The organism is Wolbachia endosymbiont (group A) of Myopa testacea (assembly GCF_964027115.1).
Taxonomy (GTDB): domain Bacteria; phylum Pseudomonadota; class Alphaproteobacteria; order Rickettsiales; family Anaplasmataceae; genus Wolbachia.
This window is the reverse complement of the sequence record NZ_OZ034729.1, coordinates 83,558-106,747: the sequence shown is the minus strand read 5'-3', so window position 1 is coordinate 106,747 and position 23,190 is coordinate 83,558. Positions and strand designations below refer to the sequence as shown.

Annotated in this window: 21 protein-coding genes, 1 tRNA gene, 1 other RNA gene and 3 pseudogenes; 19 read left to right on the top strand and 7 right to left on the bottom strand. The window is 35.0% G+C overall.

All coding sequences use genetic code 11. The features are described 5' to 3' along the window. The 7 genes from infB to petA all read left to right on the top strand — a co-directional run bounded on the left by infB (window position 1) and on the right by petA (window position 9,300). The gene (infB, locus tag AAGD91_RS00555) at window positions 1–2,325 is read left to right on the top strand and encodes a translation initiation factor IF-2 (RefSeq protein ID WP_341821095.1); all 2,325 of its coding nucleotides are present in this window, start codon (window positions 1–3) and stop codon (window positions 2,323–2,325) included. 9 nt (window positions 2,326–2,334) lie between these two features. Beyond that, window positions 2,335–2,751 carry a ribosome-binding factor A gene (locus tag AAGD91_RS00550; RefSeq protein WP_164225054.1) on the top strand — a complete coding sequence of 139 codons (417 nt, stop codon included), beginning with the start codon at window positions 2,335–2,337 and terminating at the stop codon, window positions 2,749–2,751. Between the two features lie 3 nt (window positions 2,752–2,754). Continuing rightward, window positions 2,755–3,612 carry a 4-hydroxybenzoate octaprenyltransferase gene (ubiA, locus tag AAGD91_RS00545; protein ID WP_341821094.1) on the top strand — a complete coding sequence of 286 codons (858 nt, stop codon included), beginning with the start codon at window positions 2,755–2,757 and terminating at the stop codon, window positions 3,610–3,612. Between the two features lie 1,211 nt (window positions 3,613–4,823). Continuing rightward, a complete protein-coding gene (locus AAGD91_RS00540; RefSeq protein WP_341821093.1) occupies window positions 4,824–5,699 on the top strand; it encodes a tetratricopeptide repeat protein in 876 nt (291 codons plus the stop codon). 81 nt (window positions 5,700–5,780) lie between these two features. Then, window positions 5,781–5,853, top strand: a tRNA-Val gene (locus tag AAGD91_RS00535). Between the two features lie 52 nt (window positions 5,854–5,905). After that, window positions 5,906–8,614: a DNA gyrase subunit A gene (gyrA, locus tag AAGD91_RS00530; protein WP_341821091.1), complete on the top strand. Its 2,709-nt coding sequence runs from the start codon at window positions 5,906–5,908 to the stop codon at window positions 8,612–8,614. Window positions 8,615–8,700: 86 nt separating this feature from the next. Next, window positions 8,701–9,300: a ubiquinol-cytochrome c reductase iron-sulfur subunit gene (petA, locus tag AAGD91_RS00525; protein ID WP_341821090.1), complete on the top strand. Its 600-nt coding sequence runs from the start codon at window positions 8,701–8,703 to the stop codon at window positions 9,298–9,300. Between the two features lie 17 nt (window positions 9,301–9,317). On the opposite strand, the gene priA is transcribed toward petA, so the two are convergent. Further along, window positions 9,318–11,321: a primosomal protein N' gene (gene priA / locus AAGD91_RS00520; protein WP_341821088.1), complete on the bottom strand. Its 2,004-nt coding sequence runs from the start codon at window positions 11,319–11,321 to the stop codon at window positions 9,318–9,320. A gap of 159 nt (window positions 11,322–11,480) precedes the next feature. Here priA and AAGD91_RS00515 point away from each other — a divergent pair, with 159 nt between their 5' ends. Continuing rightward, window positions 11,481–11,924 carry a hypothetical protein gene (locus AAGD91_RS00515; RefSeq protein ID WP_341821087.1) on the top strand — a complete coding sequence of 148 codons (444 nt, stop codon included), beginning with the start codon at window positions 11,481–11,483 and terminating at the stop codon, window positions 11,922–11,924. Window positions 11,925–11,953: 29 nt separating this feature from the next. After that, window positions 11,954–13,015 (top strand): hypothetical protein, encoded by a 1,062-nt coding sequence (locus AAGD91_RS00510; protein ID WP_341821086.1) that lies wholly within the window; start codon window positions 11,954–11,956, stop codon window positions 13,013–13,015. Between the two features lie 54 nt (window positions 13,016–13,069). On the opposite strand, the gene AAGD91_RS06305 is transcribed toward AAGD91_RS00510, so the two are convergent. From AAGD91_RS06305 to AAGD91_RS00490, 5 genes and pseudogenes are all read right to left on the bottom strand, one after another. Beyond that, window positions 13,070–13,288 carry a transposase gene (locus AAGD91_RS06305; RefSeq protein ID WP_410541925.1) on the bottom strand — a complete coding sequence of 73 codons (219 nt, stop codon included), beginning with the start codon at window positions 13,286–13,288 and terminating at the stop codon, window positions 13,070–13,072. Between the two features lie 184 nt (window positions 13,289–13,472). Continuing rightward, window positions 13,473–13,760: pseudogene (locus AAGD91_RS00505) on the bottom strand (IS630 transposase-related protein); the annotation flags it as partial. 49 nt (window positions 13,761–13,809) lie between these two features. Continuing rightward, the gene (locus AAGD91_RS00500; RefSeq protein WP_341821085.1) at window positions 13,810–14,115 is read right to left on the bottom strand and encodes a hypothetical protein; all 306 of its coding nucleotides are present in this window, start codon (window positions 14,113–14,115) and stop codon (window positions 13,810–13,812) included. Beyond that, on the bottom strand, window positions 14,079–14,348 hold the full coding sequence (locus tag AAGD91_RS00495) for a hypothetical protein (RefSeq protein WP_341821084.1): 270 nt from the start codon (window positions 14,346–14,348) through the stop codon (window positions 14,079–14,081). The genes AAGD91_RS00500 and AAGD91_RS00495 overlap by 37 nt, the downstream gene beginning before the upstream one ends. A 16-nt stretch (window positions 14,349–14,364) precedes the next feature. Next, complete coding sequence (locus AAGD91_RS00490) at window positions 14,365–14,685, bottom strand: hypothetical protein (protein ID WP_341821083.1); 321 nt, start codon at window positions 14,683–14,685, stop codon at window positions 14,365–14,367. A 330-nt stretch (window positions 14,686–15,015) separates the two neighbouring features. On the opposite strand from AAGD91_RS00490, the gene AAGD91_RS00485 reads away from it, so the two are divergent. Continuing rightward, window positions 15,016–15,657 carry a hypothetical protein gene (locus AAGD91_RS00485; protein ID WP_341821081.1) on the top strand — a complete coding sequence of 214 codons (642 nt, stop codon included), beginning with the start codon at window positions 15,016–15,018 and terminating at the stop codon, window positions 15,655–15,657. Window positions 15,658–15,782: 125 nt separating this feature from the next. Here AAGD91_RS00485 and AAGD91_RS06300 read toward each other — a convergent pair. Then, window positions 15,783–15,970: pseudogene (locus AAGD91_RS06300) on the bottom strand (hypothetical protein); the annotation flags it as partial. A gap of 319 nt (window positions 15,971–16,289) precedes the next feature. Here AAGD91_RS06300 and ssrA point away from each other — a divergent pair. From ssrA to ispG, 9 genes and pseudogenes are all read left to right on the top strand, one after another. Further along, window positions 16,290–16,625, top strand: a transfer-messenger RNA (tmRNA) gene (gene ssrA / locus AAGD91_RS00480). A 22-nt stretch (window positions 16,626–16,647) separates the two neighbouring features. Further along, window positions 16,648–17,085: pseudogene (locus AAGD91_RS00475) on the top strand (ClpXP protease specificity-enhancing factor SspB). 209 nt (window positions 17,086–17,294) lie between these two features. Beyond that, window positions 17,295–17,513, top strand: coding sequence for a hypothetical protein (locus tag AAGD91_RS00470; RefSeq protein ID WP_182183293.1), 219 nt, complete (start codon window positions 17,295–17,297; stop codon window positions 17,511–17,513). A gap of 12 nt (window positions 17,514–17,525) precedes the next feature. Next, the gene (locus AAGD91_RS00465; protein WP_341821531.1) at window positions 17,526–17,777 is read left to right on the top strand and encodes a type II toxin-antitoxin system mRNA interferase toxin, RelE/StbE family; all 252 of its coding nucleotides are present in this window, start codon (window positions 17,526–17,528) and stop codon (window positions 17,775–17,777) included. Between the two features lie 155 nt (window positions 17,778–17,932). Beyond that, window positions 17,933–18,211: a YggT family protein gene (locus tag AAGD91_RS00460; protein WP_341821079.1), complete on the top strand. Its 279-nt coding sequence runs from the start codon at window positions 17,933–17,935 to the stop codon at window positions 18,209–18,211. Further along, window positions 18,212–20,335: an FtsK/SpoIIIE family DNA translocase gene (locus tag AAGD91_RS00455; protein ID WP_341821078.1), complete on the top strand. Its 2,124-nt coding sequence runs from the start codon at window positions 18,212–18,214 to the stop codon at window positions 20,333–20,335. 154 nt (window positions 20,336–20,489) lie between these two features. Continuing rightward, window positions 20,490–21,011, top strand: coding sequence for a hypothetical protein (locus AAGD91_RS00450; RefSeq protein ID WP_341821076.1), 522 nt, complete (start codon window positions 20,490–20,492; stop codon window positions 21,009–21,011). Between the two features lie 206 nt (window positions 21,012–21,217). Continuing rightward, window positions 21,218–21,838: a TRP75-related protein gene (locus AAGD91_RS00445; RefSeq protein WP_341821075.1), complete on the top strand. Its 621-nt coding sequence runs from the start codon at window positions 21,218–21,220 to the stop codon at window positions 21,836–21,838. 17 nt (window positions 21,839–21,855) lie between these two features. After that, window positions 21,856–23,136 (top strand): flavodoxin-dependent (E)-4-hydroxy-3-methylbut-2-enyl-diphosphate synthase, encoded by a 1,281-nt coding sequence (gene ispG, locus AAGD91_RS00440; RefSeq protein ID WP_341821074.1) that lies wholly within the window; start codon window positions 21,856–21,858, stop codon window positions 23,134–23,136. The last annotated feature ends 54 nt before the right edge of the window (window positions 23,137–23,190 follow it).

Here is a 23,190-nt window from a genome sequence, read left to right as displayed (position 1 = left end):
ATGAATAATGAAGATATCAGTAATAAAAAATTAACGCTCCAAGGCTTAAGCAAGTTTAAATTAGACCTCAATTTAAACTCTTCAGCTAGTCCAAGTACTGGAGCTACAATAGTAAAAAAAAGAAGAAAAAAATCTCATGATGCAGAAGAACATAATTTATTTGACGAGAGTAAATTAGGTTCTTTAACAGAGAAAGAACAAATTTTCCGCATTAATGCTGTGCAGAATGCTGCTTTGCTGAAAGAAAGAAATCAGAGAGAAGAAAAAGAGAAAACAGCAAAAGAAGACAGCTATAAAGAGATTAATGAGAAAAATGAAGCGGACACTTTATCTAAAGAAATAAATAAGAAAGTTTTAAGTAATACTCACTTAGTTGAACTAAGAGAAGATAATATTGACTATGAGAGCGACGATAAAAAGTCTTCTAAAGTCAACAAAGATATATATTCTAAGCATTATAAACTGGTAATTGCACAGGCAATAGATGAAAAAACTGAACAACGCCCTGTATTTAAGCAAAGATTTGGTATAAGAAGTAGAAAGTCAAAGTTTACTAAGGGTAAAAATATATCAAGAGAAGTTATTATACCAGACAAAATAACTATCAGGGAGTTATCTGTTCGTATGGCAGAAGATAGCAAGAGTGTGCTAAAAATGTTCAAAGAAGAAGTCGGTGAGAGTTATAGAGTAGATGATCTGGTGGATCCAGATATAGCATCTGAAATAGTGGAAAAATTTAATCATACGGCTAAACGAGTGAGCGATACCAACAGAGAAAAGGATTTATTTTTTATAGAAGGCAGAGAAAGCCTGCCTAAAAAACCTAAACCACCAATCGTCACTTTTATGGGACACGTCGATCATGGTAAAACCTCATTGCTCGATGCATTTCGTGAATCTAATGTTGCAGAAAGAGAGTCAGGTGGCATAACTCAACACATAGGTGCTTATCAAATAACGACAAAAGATAAGCAAAAAATTACTTTTATTGATACACCAGGACATGAAGCGTTCACTGCGATGCGTGCACGTGGTGCCAATATTACTAATATAGTCGTAATAGTAGTTGCAGCTGACGATGGAATTATGAAACAAACAGTTGAAGCAATAAATCATGCAAAAGCAGCAAATGTTTCTATTATAGTTGCTATTAATAAAATTGATAAATCTGAACCTGGTGATGTAGAAAAAATAATTAATAGTTTGCCTCAATATGATCTCATCTCTGAAGAGCTTGGTGGTGATATTATGATTGTGCCAGTATCAGCAAAAAAGAAAACTAATTTAGATAAACTAGAAGAGGCGATTTTGTTAATCGCTGAATTAATGAAGCTAGAAGCAATAGAAGATTGTCGAGCACTTGGATGGGTAATAGAATCCAAAATAGATAAAACGAAAGGAATATCAGCTACATTGATAGTTGAGGAAGGAACGTTAAAGGTTGGTGATATATTGGTAGTTGGTACAACATACAGCAAAGTACGTAGTATGGTTAATCACCTTGGTCAAAGAGAAAAAGCAGCACTACCCTCCGCTCCAATTGAAATTACTGGTCTAAATGGTGTGCCAAATGCTGGAGATAAATTTGTTGTTGTAAATTCTGAAAAGCAGGCGCGTGAAATTGTTGAATACAGGCTAGAGTTGATCAAGAAAAAGAAAGAAGATTTAGACGACAATAATTTAGATATACTCAGTCGTAATAACAGTGAAACAGAAGAACTATCTGTAGTTTTAAAGTGCGATGTAACTGGTTCTATTGAAGCAATATCAAGTTCAATTGATAAACTCGGTAAAGACCAAGTGAAATTAAATATCCTACACAAAGCAGTAGGAGGGATAACAGATTCAGATGTGCTACTTGCAGAAGCATCAAGTGCAGTAATTTTAGCTTTTAATGTAAAAGTGGACTCAAAAATAAGGGACTTGGCAAAACAAAAAGGTGTAGAAATACATACTTATAACATAATATACGAGCTCATTGACGACATGAGAATGTATTTAACTAAAATGTTAAAGCCTGTTACACGAGAGGTTCGTGTTGGTTCTGCATCTGTGAGGCAAATATTTAACGTATCTAAAGCTGGTAATATCATTGGATGTTACGTAAGTGATGGAGTCATAAGAAAAGATTCTTTAATTAAGGTAGTGCGTGGTGGCAAATTGGTGCATGAAGGAAAGTTAAAAGCACTACGTAGATTTAAAGATGATGTTAAAGAAGTAGGTGTAAACTTTGAATGCGGAGTATCACTAGAGGGTAATATCGATATTAAAGTTGGAGATATTTTGGAAGCTTATCAATTAGTGCAAGAAGAAAGGGTGTTATAGTAGATGGATATGAAAAAGGAAATTAGAAACCTAAAAATAGCATCGGTATTGCATAGAGCAATATCAAGAGTCCTAATGGAAGGTAAGGTGTTCAATAAAAATGTAGCGGTATCTGACGTAAAATTAAGTAAAGATTTGAAAAAAGCAGATGTATATATTGTGTTATCTTCATTGAATATCCAAGTAGCTGACTACTCAGATTCAGAAAAAAGTACATGGATTTCAGCATCACGCACTGGAGATCCTTCTGAGGATAATTGTGATATTAACACTGTTGTTAATGAAATGAACCAATCTGCATGGTCAATACGTAAATCTATATTGTGTTATGTTGATTTGCGATTTATACCTGAGTTAGTTTTCAAGCCTGATTTAGCGTTCGATAATTTTGTTAATGTAAGCAAAATATTACATAATCACACTTAATTAATGTATTTCAACCGTTACTTTTCATTAATGAGACTGCACAGTTTAACAGGTTTGTGGCTTGTGCTATTTCCTAGTTTGAGCGGTATTCTTTTAGCCTCAACTTCTCTATCGTATCAGGCTCTTTTTCTCCTTGTTTTATTTACTATAGGTGCATTTTTAATGAGACCTGCAGGGTGCATAATCAATGACATTTTCGATAGGGAAATAGATGCGCACGTTGAACGAACAAAATATAGGCCACTTGCAAGTGGTGCATTAAACATAAAGCAGGCTTTGGTTTTACTCTCACTGCTACTATCTATCGCCTTGGTAATTTTATTGTTAACTAATAAAACCACACTCATACTTGGAATAATCTCAATGTGTATGATAGCTACTTACCCTTTATTAAAGCGGTATGTTTGGTGGCCACAATTGTTCTTAGGGTTTACCTTCAATATGGGATCGCTCATGGGCTCAGCAGCAATAATAAACCAGATCAGTATAGAATCCTTGCTGTTTTATATAGGATGCGTCTTTTGGACACTTAGCTATGACACCATATACGCTCATCAAGATAAAAAAGATGATGAAAAACTCGGAATGAAATCTACCGCATTATATTTTGGTGATACAACAAAATCTTGGTTGAAAAGATTTTATTTAATATCTCTTATGACGTGGCTATATGCTGGTATCTTATCATCATTAAATAACATCTTTTATATTGCTCTACTTGCTGTAGAGTTCATATTTCACCGCCAATACAAAAATTTCAATCCTGACGATCCCAGTCAATGCATGTCCATATTTAAAAATAATTCCTACGTAGGGTTGCTTCTCTTTTTTGGCATCCTTTTAGATAGAATTATCACCTAGGTCTCAAGAGTTTTGGCTCTAATGAAGTCAATAAACTCAGGTAACTCGCAGAAACGAAAAAACTTGCTTGACAAACTCCGCCAGCCCCCTTATCATAACACTGAAGCTATTTATTTATCTTCGCAATCTCTGCAGTGGATTAATGACAAAAAAACTTAATGTATTTGGCGTAAATCATGCTTAATTTTTTGCACTATGTGCACCTTATGTCTTTATAAAACTTTTAGGTTTCTACCTATACAAGCTGAAACGCGCTTATAAAGCGTTTAAGACAGTAAAAGACGTCAAATAGACAAGGGAGAATTTGAATACTAGCTACCCTGGGGTTTCTTTGCCTTTTTTTCCGCTCAGTAAATTTCTTAACGTTTATAATTTAGGTTAGTCGCATTTAAAAGCAGCTAAATTGCAGCGTTTAGAATAAAAAACGCCAATATTTTGAAGTACATATAAATAACTAGCCAACCATGGGGCTTCTTTTGCCTTTTTTTTCACCTGGTAAATTTCTTAATGTTTGTAGCTAAAGCAATTTAAGAGACCGAAAATGGTGTCATTCCAGCGCGTGACGCTGGAATCTAGTCTTTATTATGCAGCCACTTATTTAAAGTTAAGTTTTCTGGATCCAAGTAGTCAGGGCACTGGGATGACACCTTGACAATCGTCATCCCGCTACGTGTTAGCGGATGAGATACCGCGGCGGTATGACGTAGGGGTTGCCGAGAACTTGTCATTCCAGTCTGGAATCCAGTTTTCTTTACAAATTCACCAAAAGTGCTTCATTCTATAACGCAAAACCCATACTTACCAAACCCAATGCATTACTTGCAATTAAGTTTCCTGGATTCCAGACTAGAATGACACCGTCATAAAAGAACCAGTGTCAACTACTTGCATGACACCTTCCTGATAGACAATGTTCGTACAGTGTCAGCTACTCAGATAACAGGAAGAAGGTGCTGGGATGACAGGAGAAGAAGGCTACTTAGATGGCAGGGAGGAGCTACTTGAATGACGGTTCTTATCGTCGGTAAACTTAGAGCTATAATAACTATTTGCCTTTTTTCTACTTAAGTTTGGGTTATGCAAGAAGTCTAATAGAGCGAAATATGGAAGACAAAAGATAAGTGCATTCTACGCAGCGTGTTCGTCCCGCTAATTAATAATATCTTTATTATTGTATGAGATAGGTAATTTAGCATTTATGAATTTGTAATGTGTTACGCATAGCTCAAAGAAATAAGGTTTACTGGTTACACGCTGCAGCCAATGCCACAACACTAGGATCTATGTTTGTCTGCATGTTAATTTGCGTTGTGATTTTATGGAGGTCTTCTGTTACCTATGCTAGTGAAAATTTGGAGATACAGAAGGCCTTTGATAGTGTTGTCAAGCATATAAAAGCTGATAAAAAGTATAAAGATCTTGATGTTATTGAGAGAAAAAGTGACAAATTTAATATCAAAATTGCGCAGAATTCTGGCAAGAGTTTTGACATATACTCTACTTTAAAAAAAGCAAAAGATTCCTTTGAGTCAGGAGATAATGAAACAGCTATTTCTCTCCTTAATCAGATCATCACAAAGTTTCCTTATCATAAAAATGCTTTAATTGGATTGGGAAATATTTATTATGCTAATAAAGAATACAAAAAAGCTGTAGAGATTTACACAAGACTGTTAAAAGAATACCCTAGTAACCCTTACATATTAAAAAATTTTCTGACGATAATCTCACAATATGATCCTGATCTGGCGTTGAGTGAAATGTTGAAATTGTATGATATACATAAAAATTATGCTCCTTTATTAGCAAATTTAGGTCTGATTTATATGAAAAAGGAGGATTATGTAAAAGGTGAAGAGTATATGACAACTGCTATTTCCCTTGATGAAAACAATATTTTTTATACCTATAATTTAGCTGTTATTCTAGATAAACTTTCAGATTTTAAAAATGCTACAATATTCTACTTAAAGTTGTTGAACATGGCTACAACTTCGAAAGATGTGAGTGAAAAAATACCTTTATGCAAAGTGACAGCAAGACTAAAATTTATAAAACTCCACAGCACGCACCCAAAGATTTCATAAAAGCTTATAGCTTACCTAAATCTAATTTATCGCTATTTTTGTTTACAATAATAATATTGAGCTATAGAATTACATCTAAAGGGGCAATTAGCTCAGCTGGTAGAGCATCTCGTTTACACCGAGGAGGTCGGCAGTTCAAGTCTGTCATTGCCCATTTGCTTAACTGAATGTTAATATTATTAATTACTTCAATCAAAATATAGAAAATGCAGGATAATATAGTACCAATCTCAATAGTAAAAGAGCTGGAAGATTCTTATCTCTCCTACGCAATGAGCGTTATCATAAGCCGGGCTATACCTGACGTGCGAGATGGATTTAAACCTGTTCATAGGCGCATATTATATGCAATGTCAAGGGCTGGATACGATGCTGGTAAGCCATATAAAAAGGCGGCTCGTATAGTAGGGGATGTAATGGGGAAATATCACCCACATGGTGATGCAGCTATTTACGATTCCTTGGTTAGAATGGCCCAAGATTTCTCTCTTCTTTTACCACTTGTTGATGGACAAGGTAACTTTGGTTCGATAGACGGAGATCCACCCGCTTCGATGCGATATACAGAAGCAAGGCTTCACAAAGTGTCGCACTTCTTACTAAATGATATTGACGAAGATACAGTTGATTTTAGGCCAAACTATGATGGAAATGAAACAGAGCCTGTTGTACTGCCTGCAGAATTTCCGAATCTATTGGTAAATGGTGCAAGCGGTGTTGCAGTTGGTATGGCAACCAATATTCCTTCTCACAACCTTGGAGAAATAATAGATGCTTGTATGTTATATATAGATAATCCTGAAGTTACTTTGGATGAGTTACTTGAAGTGATGCCAGGGCCGGATTTCCCAACTGGGGGAAAGATTCTTGGAAGGTCTGGAATAAGATCAGCATTTGCAACGGGTCGTGGATCAATTGTTGTGCAAGGTAAGACTCACATGGAAGACCTGCCACAAGATAGGCAAGCAATAGTGATTGATGAAATACCTTACCAGGTAAATAAAGTAAAATTAATTGAGAAGATAGGTGAGCTTGTAAAAGAAAAAAGAATTGATGGCATAACAGAAATTAGGGATGAGTCTGATAAGTCTGGTATTAGAGTAGTAATTGACCTCAGAAGAAATGCTGAAGCAAGTTTTATACTTAATCAAATATTGGGACTAACTCCACTAAGAAGTAGTTTTAGTGTTAATACTTTAGTCCTCAACAACAACAGGCCTGCTTTGATGTCATTAAAAGAAATCATAGCTGCTTTTGTTGATTTTAGAAAAGAAGTATTAATCAGGAGAACAGAATTTCGTCTAAGAAAAACGAGGGAAAAAGCTCATATATATATAGGGCTCTACATTGCGGTCTTGAGCATAGATGAAGTGATAAAAATCATCCGTGGTGCAAAAGATCCTGCGGAAGCAAGTAGAGAACTTTTAAATAAAGAATGGAAAACTTCAGCTGAGATAAACACAATTATTGGATTAATCTCAGACAGCACAAGCTTTTTGAAAGACGGAGTGTATAGATTAACTGAGCTGCAAACGAAAGCTATTCTTGACATGAAATTGCAACGTTTAACAGGCCTTGAAAAAGACAAATTAGAAGCTGAGCTAAGTTCAATGATCAACCTGATAAAAGAATATATCGCTTTTCTTGGCTCAGGAGAGAAGTTGATGAAAGAAATAAAAAACAATCTACAAGAAATAAAGAACAGATTTGCTGTGCCGCGAAAAACTTCAATAGAGGAATCAGATACGGACATTGAAGCTGAAGATCTAATTCCACAAGAGGATATGGTGATAACTGTAACTATGAATGGTTATATCAAGCGTGTGAAGCTTTCTAATTATAGAACTCAGCGTCGTGGTGGAAAAGGAAAGCTAGGACAAGGATTAAAAGAAGAGGATGTAACCACAAAATTATTTGTTGGGAATACCCACACTAGCCTTTTATTCTTTTCTAATATTGGCCGAGTTTATAGATTAAAAGTTTATAAGTTACCTCTTGCAGAGCCAACTGCACGTGGAAGAGCACTTGTTAATATATTCCCGCTTAGCGATGGTGAAACTATAACTAATATAATGCCATTACCAAGTGAAAATGACGAAAATCAAAACATAGTTTTTGCTACTGCTCATGGGAATATAAGGCGCAACTCTTTAGCGGATTTTCACTATATTCCAAGCAATGGAAAAATAGCAATCAAGCTCGATGAAGTAGATAAGTTAATATCAGTTAAAGTATGCAATGAAATTGATCATGTTTTTCTTTCAACAAGATTCGGCAAAAGTATCAGATTTGTTGTAAGTGATGTGCGTCAATTTAAAAGTCGCAATTCAGATGGCGTAAGAGGTATCAAACTTGCAAAGAATGACAGCGTGATATCCATGACCATATTAAATGGGATAGGTGTAGCAACAGAAACAAAAGAACTTTACTTAAAAGTTCCACTTGCAAAAAGACTGGGGACTGCAATTAATAACTCCATTGATTCTAAATTGGAAAAGACTTTGAATGATTTAGGAATAGATAACGAATTGTTCTTAAAACTTGCAGTGAATGAGGAGTTTATATTAACTATTACCGAAAATGGCTTTGGTAAAAGAACTTCTGCATATGAGTATAGAATAACTAACAGGGGTGGTGTTGGTATCACCAATATTCTTACTACCAACAGAAACGGTAATGTTGTTGCTAGTTTTCCAGTTGAGCAGGGTGATAATATAATGCTTATTACAGATAAAGGAAAGTTAATTCGTATTTCAGTAAATGATATCAGAATTGCAGGACGTAGCACTCAAGGAGTCACTCTGTTTAAAACAGAGAGTAGAGAAAAGGTGGTGTCAGTAGCGAAAATTGAAGATCCTGATTCCACTGAAGATAGTATTTCTGAAGTTGAAAACTCTATCTCTTCTCAACTGTAGTACAGGTTAAACAAAAAGCGCAAGTTTTTGTTGATTAATACGCAGTATTTAATTTAAAATATATACTTATGGCTAAGTAGAGATCAATGGACAAAAATTTAACTAAAAATAAAAAACTACTGGCAAACAAAGAGGATAAAAAAACACCTCCTGTTAAAGATCTTACTAAAAATAAGAGTAGGAGAGATTTTATAACATTAACTACATGCGCTATAGCAGGTATAGGAGCTGCAAGTGGACTTTGGCCACTGGTTAAGTCTATGAATCCTTCTGCTGAAGTTTTAGCAACTTCCACAGTGGAGGTGAATTTGTCTGGAATTCAGGAAGGACACGGAGTAAAAGTAAAGTGGCAAGGTAAACCAGTATTCATTCGTAGACGCACAAAGCAAGAAATTGAGGCTGCAAGAGCTGTGAATGTGAAGAGCTTGAGGGATCCTCAATTAGATGAGCAGAGAGTATACGAAGGAAAAGACGAATGGTTAATTATGCTTGGAATATGTACACATCTTGGGTGTGTGCCGATTGATCACGCTACAAAAGATGGTAACGGTTGGTTCTGCCCTTGCCACGGTTCATATTATGACACATCAGGCCGAGTAATTGGGGGTCCTGCACCAAAAAATATGGTTGTACCTGATTATTTTTTTCCCAGTGAGAATGTTGTGGTAATTGGCAAGAAGGCTTAACGGATACAATAAACTCGTTAAAAAAAACTCACAGGATCAACATCTATTATCACTGCAATACTCGAATTCAAGTTACAATTTTTAATCCAACATTTCAGCTTCTTTTGTATAGATAGACTGTGCTTATTGTGTATTTTTAGCAACACCCTATACCGATACTTATTATTTAAGAAATTTATTGCTGCTAGTGATGGACCAAGAATTTCAAATTCCTTTTTGTCTGCACTTACATTTTTTTCCTGAATACAAGTAGTTGAGCTACTTGTATGACAGAGAAGAGATTTTACTATTTCATTCGCTGCTTTTTGTGTCGCAATCTGATTCTTACCACAAATTATAAGCGCTATTAATCTGCTAAATGGTGGCATTTTGGCTTCGCGTCTTGACTTAAGTTCAATTTCATAAAATGAGTCCCTTTTTTGATGTAGCAATGCTTTTATTATTGAACTTTCAGGATTATTGGTTTGCACTATTACCATTCCTTTTTCATTGAACCTTCCTGACCTGCCTGCAACTTGGTGCAACAATTGATACGTCTTTTCTGCTGCTCTTAAATCAGAATTTTCGAGACTCAAATCTGCATTCATTACTCCAACCAAAGTTAATTTAGGAAAATTGTGCCCCTTAGCAATTATTTGTGTGCCGATTATAATGTTCACCTCTTCTTTCAGTACCAAGTCAATTACGTTACTAACCGACTTCTGATCGCTGCTTATCATCGCAGTTTTTGCGTTTGGTATTAATTTCACCATTTCTTCAAGTAACCTTTCAATTCCTACGCCATAAAGGGAAAATGACTGTTCACTCTGGCAATCAGAGCATTTTTCTGGGAGTTTTAATTGATAAGAGCAATGATGGCACAAAAGAGCATTTTTTTTCTTGTGATATGTAAGCCAAACAGCACAATTTAAGCAGGAAATTTTATATCCACACTTTTTACAAACTGCCAGTTGTGCATACCCTCGGCGGTTTAAAAAGAGCATAACCTGCTGTTTTTTCTCTATGGTTTGTTTGATGCTTTCAAAAAGCTCAGAGGAGATCCATTGCTTGTTGTTCCTCATATCTACTACTTTAATAAGTGGCAATTCTGCACCACCGAATCGCTTGGTTAGCTTTACATGATTATAATTCCCGCTTTTAACATGATGAATCGTTTCAAGCAGTGGAGTTGCTGATGATAAAATAATCGGAATATTTTCAAATTTGGCTAAGATTATCGCCATATCTCGAGCATTATATATAATTCCCTGTTCTTGTTTAAAAGATGAGTCGTGCTCTTCATCAACGATAATCAATTTTAGGTTTTTATAAGGCAAAAAAAGCGCTGACCGTGCACCAATAATTGTCTGCGCATTTCCACTTGCTATATTGAGCCAATTATTCTGGCGAGTTTTTGGAGTGAGCCTTGAGTGCCATTCAACTAAGTTTTTTGATATCTGACCGCGAACACGATTTACCAATTGTGAAGTTAAAACAATTTCAGGCAAGAGGATTAAAATTTGTGCACTGTTTACAGTTTCTACCAATTTTGCAATTGCGGATAAGTAAACTTCCGTTTTTCCAGATCCTGTCTCACCGTCAAGCAAAGTCACTGAATACTCATTCAAACTGCTTATTATTTTATCGCTAGCTATCTGCTGTTCAGGGTTTAATTGGCAACTTATTTCACTTATTTCCTGCTTTTGTTCAACACAAACCAATTTATCTATTTGGTTTACTTTTAACACTCCTCCCATTATCACTTTGGCAAGCATACCAATAGGCATTACATTGTATTGTGCAACCCACTCTGCAAATGCAATCAATTTTGGTCTAATATTTGGTAAATCGATTTTTTGCTCAATAAATTTTAATGATCGACCACTCTTGTTACTATATTTCCAAACTATTCCGATCAAGCGTTTTTTGCCAAATGGCACCACTACGTAATCTCCAACTGAAACTTCAGTATTTTCTTCAACTACATATGAAAATAACTGATCAATTGGAAGTGGTAGTAATACATCAACTGTTCTTGTCATAGCAGCCTAAGTTTAGCACTGTTTTGAAAATATTCGTTTGATTTTTGTGGATTGATTGGTTGAACTGATACTATATAAGTTTATTTGGCTAGGATGATAAATATCCAAGAGGCTCATATACAGAAACTAATAGAATTTTCTGAACTTCATAAGAACTTTATGCAGAACAGAAGACCAAGCGAGTCGGAAAAACAATTGTTTGAGATAAGTGAGGAATTTAAAAGGAAACACCCTGAAGTTAGATTGAATGTACGCAGTAATGTGATTGATAAGAGAACTTTTGCTGCACACGGTACCAATGCTTGGGCACTTTTTTCAGCATTTGCTTTTACAAATGGCCAATTACTACCAAAAAATGAAATGAAAATAAGGGAAATACCTGTTGTTGCAGGTGAATTGATATATGAGAAAAATAGATATAGTCCGGGTTCCCATTGTCCAAACACAGTGAGCCAAAATGCAGTGTCAACTGTTGGATTGCATAATAAGAGTTCGCATTTGCTTGATACACTTCGCTATGCAGAAATGGCAACAGAAGATCATAATTATGATTACAGTAACTTCAGTAAAAATATCTTAGTAAATATCAGAAGAGAAGCGTAGAAAGCATTATAGAAAAAGCAAGAGCACTTTTGAATGACAAAGAAATGCAAGAAGCATATGAAAGGTTATCTTCTATTCCAATGGTTGTTTTAGGTGATAGAATTGGAGGAACGACAATAGGTTCGAGTATAGATAATGAATATGGATGTGAAAGATTTAACATTAGAGTTGTTATAGTGGATGAAGAAGATAAAGAGTATGTCAGAAATTTGATTAATAAAATCAATCCAGAAATAGCTAAAGGTGTAGTGTATTTAGCTATAGAAGAGGTTATGAAGCTTGAAGATAAGCGTACTAAAATAGCCCCTAATAAGCTCTGCATGCGAGAGATCTTTCTAAGCGGAATGCGTATCTCTGTTCCAATTGCTTTTAAAGATAGTTTTGCGAATGATTTTGAAAAAACATTTAAAGATAAACTAACTTTTAGTTTTTCTGATCAGTTTAATGTGTGTAAAATAGAAAAGAAAAGATTAGTAAAAGAGACGATAAAAGGTAACCCTAAAGTATCCACTGCTACTATAACTTACTATCAAAATCCAGATCCAACTTCAGAAACAATAATTGATGATGTAGATTACAGTGTAGTGTTTACCGAATCATTTCAATCAAAAGTAGGTAGCGATATAGTTATCAGCTGTGATGATAAGCAAATTTCAGAACAACCGGCTGCAAGTGATACCACTACACAACCGTTTGTTTCAACCCCTCCACAACAAGAACAACCAGTAGACAGTGGCCCACAAACGATTACAAGCAGTGCAGTTCCATTGCAACAAACACCTGTCAGTAACGAAACTAACAATAATTTTCAGCAGAAAAAGCAAATTAATCAGCCACCTATAGTAGGCAACCCAAAACGTAATTCTCCACAAAAACAAGCTTCAGGAATTTCCACAAGAGTTATAGGCTTAGCATTATTATTTGGTGCTGTAGGAGCTACGCTAGTTGCAATAGGAATTATACCTGAGATTATTGCTATCGGAGGAATTGCAGGTGCAGCATTAGGTGGTATAGTAGGGTATCTTACAGACATAACAGTAAACAAATGTCATAAGCGAAGCTGTTATGAAAGTTGCGTAACTAACAACTAATGTCATTCAAATAGCTCGTCTAGGCATGTTTTTTTCTGGATTCTATAGTATTTTCTAAAACGAATGATAAACGTCTAAAATGGTATTACCAACTAAAAGGTGTAAGTCTGTACATTGATGCATTAGAGGTCTGAGGCGACTTTTGATGGTGTGCCAACAATGCTCTATCGGATTTAGATCAGGTGAATATGTTGGAAGATAAAGCAAATGACAGCCAAAAGACTCTATTAATGACTTTGTTTTGGGAGTTTTATGGAATATAGCATTATCCATAACTATGGTTGTATTACGCTGCAATTGTGGTTTGCTCTAACCATACATTAAATACATCTTTATTACACCCTCCTGTGAAGGTCATTGGTGCAATAAACTTCTTTTCAATCCATCCACCTATTATACTCACTCTTTCCCACTTTTTTCCTGGAACATCAGCATATATTTTTTCTCCTCTTGGAGCTCATGCATATTCTCGGTATAGTCTATTATCAACTCCTGCTTCATCTATATATAAAATGCTACAGTGGTCTATTTTTGAGACTTTATCGATAAATTGCTGCCTATCTTCTTGATTGCGCTCTTGATAGAATGTGACTTTTTTTAAGGTTATTTTTAGCTGTTTTAACCTATACCAAGTTGCACTTATTCCAAAGCCAAGGTTTTGTTTCATTTCTGCTAGTGTGTGATCCGGGTGTTTTTTAACATAGTCTACAAGTATTTTTGGGTCTATTTTCCGAATAAAACCAGTACTTTTTACCGCTTTGAGACCTTGGCCAGTAGCTTTCTTTTTTAACCATCTATATAGTGTCTATCTCAAAAACCTCTGCAACTTCAACCTTTGACTTTCCTTTTTCTACCAAAGATACTGCTTTTTCCCTTAAATCTACACTATATACCATAGCTTTCCCTACTTTAAAAAAACATATTATACCTTTATCATTCGCTTTTGAAAATACTATAGTTTGCAGTTTGCTTTTTTCCTTCAAATCAGGGTCAGAGTTTATTATGCCTTTTATATCTTTCCTAATTTGCTCTGATTGCTCTTTTGCAAATTCTATCTGTTTTTCTATATATTCTCTGGCTTTTCCTGTGGCATTCTGCAAGCGGCACTTGTTTGCATATCGCTTAAATTGCGCTCAATTGCTCTTAGCTCTTTTAATTCTTCTTGCTTTTGTGAAACCATACACTCTTTTACCCCATCGTTTTTTGCGATGAATTCAGCATATTTTTCCAACAGTTTTACATCTAATTTATCGGTTTTTGCAAAGTGATTGCAGGCTTTTGCAAATTCATATGCCCGATTTGGGTGAGCTCTATGAACAGCTATGTTATACAACTTTATTACAAGTTTCTCATAACCTCCTGTTTACACATAACTTAACAAATACGTTAGCCATTTTTGACTTTATAAACTCAGATATAGCTGTCTCTACATTTTCTATACGCTGATGTTTATTGTTGATTGAGATATCAAGTGTTTCTTTTGAAACATCAATACCCATAAAAACTGTTCTAGCCATTTTTGTACCTATAAATATAATCAAATAATAATGCAAATGCTGTACAGGATTGTGATTCGATCTTTTAGATCCCCCTACCGTTCGTACTACATTTTTTCTAGCTAGGAGTGTACTAAGATTCCACCCAATCAATCCAGTTAACAGCTTGCTCATTATAGTCTTGCGACTTTGATTTAATATACAATCCAGGAAATTTATTAAGTTGGTAAGCATAAAAGTAGCCGTTTTATGTTAAAATACAACGTTTTGATGATTATGAAAAAGCTGAATTCCAGACTGGAATGACACCATTTGTTGTAAACTCACTTTTTCTTGATTTTTTGGTTTATCTTGTCTACCTATTTTGCCATTCTGCTGAACGGATACATCCGAGTAGCACATCCTTTACTTTGTGGGTATACTTTTTTTGACATGTGGTTATATCTTTTTTAATATAAAGGATATATACTTATGCATTATATATTTTTTTGTATGAGGAGTTATATGAAAATGAAGAGATTATGCGTTTTGGCTGTGTTGCTTACTTCATCTCTATCAGGTGCAGCTAATAATAGTGCAAGTAAGTCAGAAGATCAGTACTATGCAGGTTTAAACTTTGGTGCTGGATGGGGTGGTGGCTTTGTAATGAAACCTAGCGTTGTTTTTGGTTATCATCATGACAAAAACTCTAAGTTTGAACTTGAGGTTCTTGCTAACATGAGTGATATTGCTAATAAGGATACAAGGAAAATAGGGGCTAGCTTATTGGCAAATTATCGTTATTACCCTGACCTTGATATTGATCCCGTTAAACTATATGTCAGTGGAGGTTTAGGAGGATACTTACAAGTAATACCTTTTGGCTTTGGTGAAGGTGGTAAAAGCAAAGATTCAAAACCTAAAGATCCAGGAGCTACAACTACTCTGAGTGCAGGTGAGGTTACTGGAGCTGCTGCAGAGGAGGCATCTGTAGTAGATAAAATACTGGGTTCTATTTCCTATAAACTGAAGGTCGGTGTTGATTATGAAATTGCTCCACAGATAGTTGGTGCAGTTGGTATTGCTGCAGGCGGGCAACTAAGTGGTATAAAAGCATTACAAATACCAGATGCAACTCTGGAGGTAGGAATACGTTATAATTTTTAATGCTGCTAAATTGTAACTTAGTTCATAAAGGTAGAGACAATATTGAGGATAAAATAAACAGCATTGAAAAAATCTGGAAATATATGAGATACTTTTCGAATATGGTTTTGAATGCTAACTATAGATTAAAAAAATAACAAGAAAAAGGGTAAACTCCAGTATTTGTAACCGTTCACGGATTGTGAGAATGAATAAGGAACTAGTTCCAAAGTGTGATGGTATGGATTTAGTATAAATAATTCAGGATACTTGTGTCCACTGGTTACATATAAATTCATAAGGTTTTGAGAGTTTTGAGTCTTTTTGCGTAATATAACAAAGTTGTAAAGGTGTAACCATAATTCCTCCTTCGATGGCAATTTCTTATATATCATACCATCACACTTTGGAACTGTACACCTAAGCACTCTGTTCAACAAGCTAGAACTGCTATATTTGAATACATAGAAATTTTTACAAAAAACAGCGTAGGCATTCTGCTATTAATTATTGCATTCCTGAACATTGTGATTCATCATTCTTTTTGTAAAAAATTTTCTTAACTTTTTCTCCACTTTTTCTGGGTAAGGTCACAGAATTTTTTACTGGAAATCTTAATTTTGTCTTAGCAATAAATCAACTTAAGGTCATAATATCTTGACATTTATTTAATGTTGCTATATAATAGCTATGTACATTTTGTGTACTATAGCAATAAAATCACCCTGTAATAGGTGTATTGGACCCGAGGGCAGTACTCGGCGCCTCCACCATATTTTTAATTTATATGGGGGCGAATAAGGATCGACATGCATAGTAAAGATGGTAGTTTTGCTCGGTTAGACACCACCGCTAAGAGTTCATAATTTAAATGCAAACGATAATTTTGCTGCTGAAGACAATAATGCAATAGCTGCTTAATTTAAGCACTATAACTTCATTGCTATAAGCACGGTTCAGGGAACGCCGGGTAACAGAAGTTCCCCAAAAATTTACGTATGTGGAAGTTATATGGAGCAAACAGATTACAAAAAATTGCTTAATTCTGCCAAGTTTCAAGTTATCAAAAAGACTTTAGATGTTATATCAGGTAATGGTTTTATCCCTCATTTAGAAATATTATTTTTCACATATTTTAATGGTGTGACCATGCCAGATCGTTTGAAAAAGTCATACCCCACTCAAATGCTTATTATATTACAGCATTAATTCTATGATTTAAAAGTTTCTGAGGATAAATTTAGCGTCAGTTTGAGTTTTCAAGGAAAACAAGAGCGAATTACTATACCGTTTTTTGCTATTAGTGAGTTTCGTGATAAAATTTCAGGAGATGTTTTAATATTTGACAAAATCAGTATCGATTCTGATAAAGAATACAAAAGTGAAAAATGTACTGAAAAATTATCAAACGGTAGTATTATATCCATAGATCAACTGCATGATGAGTAATTGCTCATCTTTGTAAACAAAAAATATTAATAGAAAAAAGTGGTCTAACTTAAGTAATAGAATAGAGGAATACTATCGTAAACAAATATGCTAAATCTTTAATTGTTTATTAACGCAGGTGGCAAAATTTTTCTTACATATCATCAACTTTCTTTATTGAAAAATTCAGAAAAATGTTGTATAATTATTAGTAGACTTTGGTAAAACATATGGCAGATTCAGGAATTAGTATAACTTTTGACCCAAAAACTTCACATAACCTTGCTAAGTTAGCTGAAATCACCAAGGAATCCGTTCAAGAACTAGCAAAAAGGTTAGTCATAGAAGGAATCGAGTGCGAAGTAGAAGATATTGCGTTATATAAAACTGTTAAGGAATGTGAGGATGTAGACTGGAGCACAGTGCTATCTGAAAGGGCGAGGACATAAACTGGATACGATATTGTCTACTCAAAAAACTTTACTGAAAGAGATTTTCCAAATCTTCCAAAAACGATAAATGAGCGGCTTGCAACTGACACAATTAAATTTGGTAAACCATTACGTGGCAGACTAAAAGGATATAGAAGAATAAGAGTTAGTGATTACCGAGTTATTTATATTGTAAATATTGCAAAATATAAGGTGTTTGTTGCCACAGCAGGACACAGAGAAGACGTCTATAATAAAATGCCTTTAGACTTACTGCTATAAACAATATATATTTTTATACAGCACTCCTTCCTCCTACCTTAGGTAGCTTTGCTTAGCTCAAGAAACGAAGTTTTTTTGGTTCAGCAAAGCCAACATTTTGAGTTTGAAAAGGCTAAATACTTGTCTTTTATATATCTTTCGTGTAATAGATATGTATGCATCCAATCCTATATCTACTCAACACGTTACTTGATCTTTATAGCTTCATTCTAATATGTTGGGTTGTCTTAAACTGGCTGGTTAAACTTAATATGGTGAACATATATAATGAAACTATCAGTAGCATAATGCACATCTTGAACCAATTGACATATCCACCACTAAAGATTATTAGAAGATATATACCACCGTTCAATGGATTAGATTTATCTATAATGATATTGCTAATAACAATTCACTTTGTAAAATATACAGTAGCTTACTACTTTAGGTAGATGTTAAAAAAATATCTAAAATCAGCAATATATCTATCCCTTTTAATATATGTATATATATCAGTTTTTAGCTACAACTATAAAGATCCTTCCTTAAACACGTCTACAAATAAGGAAGTGACAAATTTAGGTGGAATAGTAGGTTCATATTTAGCTGATATATTGGTTCAATTTCTTGGATTAACTAGTGTTACAATAGCTACAACCATAGTTTACTTGTTGATCTTCAGGCCAGCAAAAATACTGCTGAAAATTCTCTATTTAATATTAATCAATTTAGGGGTATGTGCTATATTACCACAACTTTCGCTAGGCATCACTGCAAGGTACAGACACAGTGGAATAATAGGGAATGCACTCGTTAATAACTGCCCATTTTATGTATTTGTGATAGTAACATCAATAGGTCTTGTAGGATCGGTTGGTTGGAAGAGAGCAATTTACTCTCTATTCTTCTTATGTAAAAAAATAGCTTGCTTATTTGTAAATGTTCTATTCTTCAGATCACATAAAACTGCTGAATATTCAGTTGCACCATTAGTAGTAGAAGAAAAACATAGAACTAAAATCACTACTAAACAACAACCAAAAGAAAGACAGAAAAAAGCTACCGAAGAAATTTTTAAACCTTCCAGTGAGTTCGAGTTTCCAAGCATTCATTTACTTTCTAAAGCAGAGGAGTCTTTGCAGAGAAAACAGCTGAATGAAATGGAGAGCAATAAAAATTTATCTCTGCTGGAACAAGTCCTGAGTGATTTTGGCGTGCAAGGAAAAATTATCAGTGTATGCTATGGGCCGGTTGTGACTTTATACAAACTTGAACCACAAGCTGGTACGAAATCTGCAAGAGTAATTGGCCTTGCAGATGACATTGCACGTTCGATGAGTGCACTCTCTGCACGTATTTCAATAATTCGTGGGCAAAATGCTATGGGAATAGAGTTGCCGAACAAGGAACGAGAAATTGTAATGCTGCGTGATTTGCTTGAATCACCAGAATACCAGAATGCAAACTTAAATCTCCCAATTGCTCTTGGCAAAGAAATAAGTGGAAAACCAGTTATTGCAGATCTGACTAAAATGCCCCACTTGCTCGTTGCTGGAACCACAGGGTCGGGTAAATCAGTTGCGATTAACACTATGATTCTTTCGCTCGTTTATCGATTAAGTCCTGATGAATGTAAGATGATAATGATCGACCCAAAAATGCTTGAGCTTTCAATATATGATGCAATACCGCACCTAATGGCGCCAGTAGTAACAGAGCCAAAAAAGGCTGTTATCGCTCTTAAGTGGATAGTGAAAGAAATGGAAAATCGCTATCGCATGATGTCGTATTTAAATGTACGCAATGTAATAAACTATAACCAAAAAATCACAGAAGCAATGAATAGTGGAATAGAATTGGAGCGCGTTGTGCAGATTGGCTTTAACTCAACAACAGGCAAACCTTTGTTTGAAAAAATACCAATCAAGATGGAGACATTTCCGTATATTGTAGTGATCGTGGATGAAATGGCAGATTTGATGCTTGTTGCCGGCAAAGAGATAGAGTGCTCTATTCAACGTTTAGCTCAGATGGCTCGTGCTGCAGGAATACATATCATAATGGCAACACAACGCCCATCTGTGGATGTGATCACAGGTGTGATAAAGGCGAACTTTCCAACGAGAATCAGTTTTGCTGTTACTTCTAAGATAGATAGCCGTACAATACTTGGCGAACAAGGAGCTGAACAATTGCTCGGTATGGGTGATATGCTCTATATGGCCTCTGGTGGTAAGATCATTCGAGTTCACGGCCCATTTGTAAGTGATAATGAGGTGCAAGATATAGTTAATCATCTAAAAATGCAAGGTGAGCCAAATTATATGGAGGAAATCACCAAAGAAGATGAAAATTCTTCTGTGGAATCAGAAGGTGAAACAGAGGATGAAGAAAACGACCTCTACAATCAAGCAGTGTCCATCATTCAAAGAGATCAAAAAGTTTCAACCAGTTACATTCAGCGACAACTTAGAATAGGCTATAACAGAGCTGCAAATATTGTTGAAAGAATGGAAAAAGAAGGAATTGTCAGCTCTCCAAATTACTCAGGAAAGAGAGAGATATTGGTTGAATAGCAACCTTGTAATACATTAACTCAAGTTTTTGCACTTTCAAAAAGCAAGTCAAACAAAATTATTAAAAGGTCAATACATAATGACAGTTAATTTAATAATAATTTAAACATTTGGAATGTAAAATTATAATATATTAATTAACTAGGGGGTAAAAATGTTAAATATTTTGAGTAATGCTTGGTATAGTTTGTCTGGCAATGACATAACAGACATAACAAAATTGCAGGAACAAGTAGAAGAACTAGAGAAGCTATTAGGAAACTTCAAAGGTTTGCCAGAACAAGTAACAGAACTGTCAGATAAATTCGGTGGTTTATCAGAAAGATTTACAGAGTTGTCAGGTAAATTTGATGGTTTGTCAACAGATCTATCAGATAAATTCAATGGTTTGCAAGAAAATTTTACAGGCTTGCAAGAAAACTTCACAGGTTTAGAAGAAAAAGTGGAAACACTCACAGAAGCAGTAGCAGATCAAGAAAAAACACTACTAATTTGTACCATAGCCACTGCTGTTGCTGTAACAGCGATAACTTGTTTTGTTGCATTCTGCATCTATCAGGGAGTTAAGCTTGATAAGGAAAAGAAAAACGACTTATCTAAAGATACGCCAGACACAAAACTTAATGATGAAGTTGATACTCAAGCGCAACAGAATAGCTTACACACTCTAAACTAAGCTGCATAACACTCTTCTTGAGGAAGTGTTACGCAACTTGTAACACCTTACTCTTCTCTCAGCCTATGTAGGTTTTTTTGATAGCAAACATATCACTTTTTAGAAAAATATTTGCAACATATTATTGTAAAGTTAGTAAAGATTCTGGTTTACTTAAAGTTTGTTAATTGCTATCTTTTAAAACACGATATTTACTATAGCACCATATGCTTAGGATTTTTTCTAAAGTTTTATTTATATTAATGTTTTTGGTTTCTAGCTTTTTTACTGTGCATAGTGCTGAAGCTAAATCTAAGCTCAGTAAGAGATACATACCTCCTGGTAACCCTGGTGGTGCAAACTTTCATACAGATGAGGATTTTGCTGAGTCATATAAACTGTATGAGAAGCGTAGGGAATTGCTCAAGGAAAAAAAGTCACAAGATCGAGCTATAAATAAAGAAGATCTAATCAAAAAATTAAAAGAGAAAAAAATTGCTAGTCTTGATAATGAGCCAAATGACATGGAAGCGTGCATAGTCGACGATGAAGAGAGCGCTATGATAAATCAGCATGGTATTAATATCGCACGTTTAAAGGGTGCTGTATTTATAGATCAAGAGCCAGTTTCCCAGTATGAAATCGAGCAGCATGAAAGTGAACAACAAGAAGGGAAGAAAGTTACTTCAACACGAGAAAAAAAAGTTTCTCCTATAAATGTCACTATAAAAGAAAATCCATCAAGAAAAACGTGCTCACATGATTCTATTGCTAATTTGGATAACGTAGATGCTTATAGTTTGAATGGTTCGAGTTCATTTGGCAGCGTAGCTGACACAGTAAAATAGTATCACAATTAATAAGTATGCTAGATAAAGATCTAATATTGAATGATAAAGCATATGAATTATCGCCGATTTCCAGGCACAAAACTCATGTTGTAGAAGTTGGAAAAGTAAAGATAGGTGGAAATAATCCTATAGTTGTACAATCTATGGCGCTTGGTGTGCATATAGATTCTGATGATATAAAAAGTAGCGCAAAACATTATGCAAAAGAGATAACAGAACTAGCGCGTGCAGGTTCAGAATTGGTGCGAATTGCCTTGAACTCAGAGGAGGTAGCAAGAGCAATACCTTATATAGTAGAAGAGATAAATAAAGAAGGTTTTGACGGTAAAATATTGGTAGGCTGCGGTCAATATGAGCTAGATAAATTAGTTCAAGATTATCCAGACAACATCAAAATGCTGGGTAAAATTAGAATCAATCCAGGCAATATAGGCTTTGGCGACAAACGTGATGAGAAATTTGAAAGGGTGATAGAGTATGCAATAATGCACGATCTTCCTGTTAGAATTGGGGTAAATTGGGGTAGTCTTGATAAATACCTTTTACAAAAACTGATGGATGAAAACTCTTCGCTTAGTAATGCAAGGCCTTCTAATGTTATACTGCGCAAAGCACTTGTAATGTCTGCTCTTGATAGTGCAAAAAAAGCTGAAGAAATTGGTCTAAATTCAAACAAAATAATCATTTCATGTAAAGTTAGCAAAGTACAAGATTTAATTTTAGTTTATATGGCACTTGCAAAATCTTCCAATTATGCTCTGCATTTGGGTTTAACTGAGGCTGGTATGGGCAATAAAGGTGTGGTAAATACCGCAGCAGGGCTTACTTATTTATTGCAAAATGGCATTGGAGATACAATACGGGCTTCTTTGACTCAACGTCCTGGTGAATTGCGTACTAATGAAGTGGTGGTGTGTCAGGAAATATTGCAATCTATAGGCTTGCGACACTTTAACCCTCAAGTTAATTCATGTCCTGGTTGTGGACGCACAAGTAGCGATCGTTTTCGTATATTAACTGAAGAGGTGAATGGCTATATAAAAACTCATATGCCGATATGGAAGAAAAAGAATCCAGGTGTAGAGCATATGAGCATCGCTGTTATGGGATGCATAGTAAACGGTCCTGGAGAAAGCAAACACGCAAATTTGGGAATCAGCTTGCCTGGATATGGAGAAAAACCTGTTTCAGCAGTCTACAAAGACGGCAAGTATTTCAAAACTTTACAAGGTGATAATGTCTCTGAAGAATTTAAGGCAATTATTGATAATTATGTGAAGGAGCATTACACGTAACCTTTCACGGTTAATTAATAGATAAATCGCAAATAAAAAAGAAAATTAAACCTT